Source organism: Mesorhizobium sp. M2A.F.Ca.ET.042.01.1.1, from assembly GCF_003997405.1.
Taxonomy (GTDB): Bacteria; Pseudomonadota; Alphaproteobacteria; order Rhizobiales; family Rhizobiaceae; genus Mesorhizobium.
In genome coordinates, this window is sequence record NZ_RZRX01000361.1 from 1 (window position 1) to 4,656 (window position 4,656).

The window sequence follows — 4,656 nt, forward strand, 5'->3', positions numbered from 1 at the left end:
CTCTATCTCCTTGTTTTTACGCAATTCCGGACGGAAAACCGCTCACGCTTTTCCTGGAATTGCGTAAAAACAAGGAGATAGAGTGGTTCGCCGTTTCCGTGAAACGGTGAAACACTCTAGCCGAACTTCTCCTTTAGCCAGCCCTTCGGCAGCGCCGGCACGAAATTGCCGTCGCGTCCCGTCATGTCCTCATTGGCGGTGAGCGCGTTGAGGATCGCCTCCTCGACGCTTTGCACGACCGCGTCGAAGAACGGATCGATGTCGACGTCGGGGATGAACTCCGCCAGTCCGATGCGCCCTGAAGCGCCAAGCGCCGCCCCCGGATTGGCGGTCGAGAACGCCAGAAAGATATCGCCTGAACTGTGGTAGCCATAGCCGCCGGTCATGGCGATGCCGAGCGGCACGCGCCGGGCGAGTCGCTTCATCTGATGCGGCAGGAACGGCGCGTCGGTGGCGACCACGGCGATGATCGAACCCTTTTCGGCGCGCGCCGTCGCCTCGCGGATCGGCGGGTCGACAAGCGCCTGCCCGATGCGCCGGCCGCGAATGGTGAAATTGTGCCTCTTGCCGAAATTCGACTGCACGAAGACACCCACCGTGTAGCGCCTGTCCTGCCACGCGACGATGCGCGAGGCGGTGCCGGATCCGGCCTTGAAGCCGAAGGTGATCATGCCGGTGCCGCCGCCGACGCTGCCTTCCTCGATGCCGCCGCCGCCGGCGCTGTCGAGCGCGGCGACGACATGCTCCACACTCACATGATGGCCGTTGATGTCGTTGAGGAAGCCGTCATAGGTCTCGGCCGCCACAGGCAGGCCCCAGCCTGTGTCGAGCGCGGCTGGCAGCACCTTGTGCATCCAGCGCAGCGTGGCGTCGCGGGTGACGCCGCAGGAATGCGTGTTGGTGATGGTGACCGGGAAGTTGAAGGCGCCGGTCTCCTCGATGATATGCGTGCCCGTCAGCTCGCCATTTCCATTCTGGCTGAACACGCCGGCGAAAACCGGCGTTGCGAGTTCCTGAACCGGCCTCGGCAGGATCGCGGTGACGCCGGTGCGCACCGGTCCGTTGCCGACACGCAACGGACCGTCGCCGGAAATCAGCGTCGTGTAGCCCACCGACACGCCTGGAACGTCGGTGATGGCGTTGAAACGGCCTGGCGTGCCATCGAGCTCGATGCCGAAGGAGCGCAGGCGCGGCTTGCCGGAAGGCGTGCGAAGATGCGGGTCGTGGCTGCTCATCCAAACCTCAGAACAACGAGCCCTGATTGCCCGGCTCCCTGGCCTTAGCGGACGGCTTCGCGGCCAGCTTCGGCCGCGCGCCGCCGCTGGTGGCGATGGCCTCGGCAGTGCCATCGGCGAATTCAAGCTGCAGCGCCGCGCCCGGCGCCAGCTCCGCGACCCGCTTGATGACGGCGCCCTCGGTGTCCTTGACCAGCGCGAAGCCGCGCGCCAGCACGGCCTTGTGCGACAGCGTCGACAAAAGTCGGTCGGCCTGGGTCAGCGCCGCGCGCAGCCGGTCGAGCCGCCGCGCCAGCGCCTGGTCCTGCCGTCGCGACAGTCCGGCCAATGTGTCGGCCTGCAGCTTCTGCCGCCGCACGATCGGCGCCGGCGACAGGCGCGTCGAATTGCGCTGGAAGCGCTGGCGCCGCTCGCGCACGATGGCGAAGAACGCCGCCCGCGCTCGCGCGATATCCCGACCGGTCAGCGTGCGCGCTTCGTTGAGGCGTCGCGACAGGGTCGCCGGCGTCAGCCTTTGCCGCTCAAGCGTCGCCCGCTTGCGCTCGATATTCACCGTCAGCCCGCGGCCGAGGCGGCTGGTCGCATCGTCGAAACGGCGGCGCGGCAGCGCCAGCAACTGGTCGGGCGAGGGGAGCGCGCGCGCCGCCGCGCGCACCGCCTGGCGTTTACGCTCAAGATGCCGCGAAGCGCAGGCATTGAGCCGAGCGCCAAGGCTGGCCAAGGTGGCCTCCAGGTCCGCCCTGACCGGCACGGCGATCTCGGCCGCGCCCGTCGGCGTTGGCGCGCGCCTATCGGCGACGAAGTCGATCAGGGTCGTATCGGTCTCGTGCCCGACGGCCGAGATCACCGGGATGGCCGACGACGCGACGGCACGTGCCAGCCCTTCGTCGTTGAAGCCCCAGAGGTCTTCGAGGCTGCCGCCGCCGCGCGCCACGATCAAAACGTCGGGCTGGCGGATGGGTCCGTCCCAAGTCAGCGCGTTGAAGCCGTTGACGGCCGCGGTGACTTCCTTGGCCGTCGTCTCGCCTTGGACCCGCACCGGCCAGACCAGCACATGGAGCGGAAACCGGTCCTTGATGCGATGGATGATGTCGCGGATCACCGAGCCCGTCGGCGAGGTGACGACGCCGATGACCTTGGGCATGAAGGGCAGCCGCCGCTTGCGGCCGGCGTCGAACAGGCCTTCGGCCTGCAGCCGGCGCTTGCGCTCTTCGAGCAGCGCCATCAGCGCGCCGGCGCCCGCCGGCTCCAGATTGTCGATGACGATCTGGTAGTTGGATTTGCCCGGATAGGTCGTCAGCCGGCCGCTGGCGATCACCTCCATGCCTTCCTCGGGGCGGAATTTCAGCCGCGCCATGGTGGTCTTCCAGACCACGGCATCGATCCGCGCCCGGTCATCCTTCAAGGCAAAGTAAGCATGGCCGGACGAATGCGGGCCGCGATAGCCGGAAATCTCGCCGCGCACCCGCACATTGCCGAAGGCGTCCTCGACAGTGCGCTTCAGCGCGCCGGAAATCTCGCTCACCGTGTATTCGGTGGCGTTGCTGCGTGATTCGGTTGCTGTTTCACTCATTTGGCGATTGGGGAACGCTTATCGGCCCGCGTCAAGCATGGAGAAAACCTGCTAATATTATAACGTGATTTTAAGCCCGATTTGATTTGACAGGCGGCAGGAGAGCCGGCCCGGAACGCATGAGCGCACGCCACGACAGCAGCCCGTTGACGCACCAGGTCACGTTGACCGTGCTGACGCTTGCCGCTCTCACGTTGGCGATTGTCGTCGGCTTCGGCTTCTACGCCGCCAATCAGGCCGACGAGGCTTCACTCGAACGGCAGAAGATTTTCATCGCCGATGGGCTGAACGACCAGATTGCCACGGTTCAGCGCGAGCAGGAAAGCGTGACGGTCTGGGATGACTCGGTAACCAATGTGAGGGCGGGCAATCAGGCCTGGATCGAGGAAAACCTCAGCACCTGGATGTACAGCTACTACGGCCACAACCGGGTCTACATCCTCGACGCCGCCAACCATGCGATCCACGCCATGCGGGAAGGCAAGGTCGTCGCGGCGTCGGCTTTCGGCGAGGACCAGCCGGAATTGCGGCCGACCGTCGACAAGCTGCGCCGCATGTTGGCTGAACCGCCTAAGGCCGACGCCTCCGGCCAGCCGGCCAAGATGGTCGCGCAGGATCTTGTCTCGCTCCAGGGGAAGCCCGCGATCCTGAGTGTCATGCCGCTGGTGCCGAGCACGGATCGCGTCAGCCAGGCGCCTGGCACGGAATATGTGCATATCTCGGTCGAGTTCATCAACGATGCCGTCATCGGCAAGATCGCGGCCAAATACCTGCTCGATGGCGCGCGCCTGGTGCCGTTGTCCGAGCCGGTTGGCCCGGCCGCCGTGCCGCTGGTCGATTCGCGTGGCGTGATACTCGGCTATATCGGCTGGGACCAGTTGCGGCCCGGCCTCACCTTGGTGCGCAAGATCGCTCCGGCCTTGGCGATCGCGCTGCTCGTGGCGGGCGGCGTTCTGGTGTTCCTGCTGCGCCGATTGCGCCGCGCCTCGACCGCGCTGCAGACCAGCCAGGACCAGGCGCAATATCTCGCCTTCCACGACACGCTCACCGGCCTGCCCAACCGGGCGCTGTTCGAGGACCGATTGCGGCGCATGCTGCTCTTCGCCGGCCAGGACGGAACGCGCGTGGCGCTGCTTTACCTCGACCTCGATCGCTTCAAGCATATCAACGACACGCTCGGCCATCCGGCCGGCGACGAGCTCGTGCGCCAGACGGCGGCGCGGCTCAAGCATACGATCCGCGAAGCCGATACCGTCGCGCGGCTCGGCGGCGACGAGTTCGCTGTCATCCTGCTCGACATTCCCGACGTCGCAAGCGCCGAAGATATCGCCGAAAGGCTGCTTATGAAGCTGCGTGAGCCATTCAGGCTCATTGGCGACCAGGTCTTCGTCGGCGCGAGCATCGGCATCGCGCTCTCGTCCGGGTCTGATGCGGATGCCGACGACCTGCTGCGCAAGGCCGACATCGCGCTCTACGAGGCCAAGAAGAACGGTCGCGACCGCTACGAGGTGTTCGCCGGCGACATGGATGATCTCTTGTTGCGCAAGCGCAAGGTCGAGTCGGAACTCCGCAAGGCGCTGGAGGGCGAGGGCGGCATAAAGCTCGCCTATCAGCCGGTTTTCGCGGCCGACGGCCGCCGGATTCTCGGGGCCGAAGCGCTGATCCGCTGGGGGCATGAGGTGCACGGCGCCTTGCCCGCGGCGCAGTTCATCGCGATTGCCGAGGAGCGCGGCCTCATCGGCGAGCTCGGCAAATGGACGCTAAGCGAAGCCTGCCGCTTTGCCGCCGGGACCGAACTTCCCTGGATCGCCGTCAACATCTCGCCGATGCAACTGCGCGATGCCGGCT

3 protein-coding genes are annotated in these 4,656 nt (G+C 66.2%); 1 reads left to right on the top strand and 2 read right to left on the bottom strand.

Features of this window, described 5'->3' with window-relative positions; genetic code table 11:
- Positions 1-116: 116 nt before the first annotated feature.
- Both EOA23_RS31715 and xseA read right to left on the bottom strand, forming a co-directional pair.
- Positions 117-1,235, bottom strand: a complete 1,119-nt coding sequence (locus EOA23_RS31715) for a P1 family peptidase (RefSeq protein ID WP_127306997.1) — start codon at positions 1,233-1,235, stop codon at positions 117-119.
- 7 nt (positions 1,236-1,242) lie between these two features.
- A complete protein-coding gene (gene xseA / locus EOA23_RS31720; RefSeq protein WP_127306998.1) occupies positions 1,243-2,808 on the bottom strand; it encodes an exodeoxyribonuclease VII large subunit in 1,566 nt (521 codons plus the stop codon).
- A gap of 119 nt (positions 2,809-2,927) precedes the next feature.
- On the opposite strand from xseA, the gene EOA23_RS31725 reads away from it, so the two are divergent.
- Positions 2,928-4,656: bifunctional diguanylate cyclase/phosphodiesterase (locus EOA23_RS31725; protein ID WP_145966543.1), on the top strand; the 1,729-nt coding region annotated here is incomplete at its 3' end.

Excerpts from the sequence above, each read along its gene's own strand:
- EOA23_RS31715 (WP_127306997.1), bottom strand. The coding sequence starts at position 1,235 with ATGAGCAGCCACGACCCGCATCTTCGCACGCCTTCCGGCAAGCCGCGC.
- xseA (WP_127306998.1), bottom strand. The coding sequence starts at position 2,808 with ATGAGTGAAACAGCAACCGAATCACGCAGCAACGCCACCGAATACACG.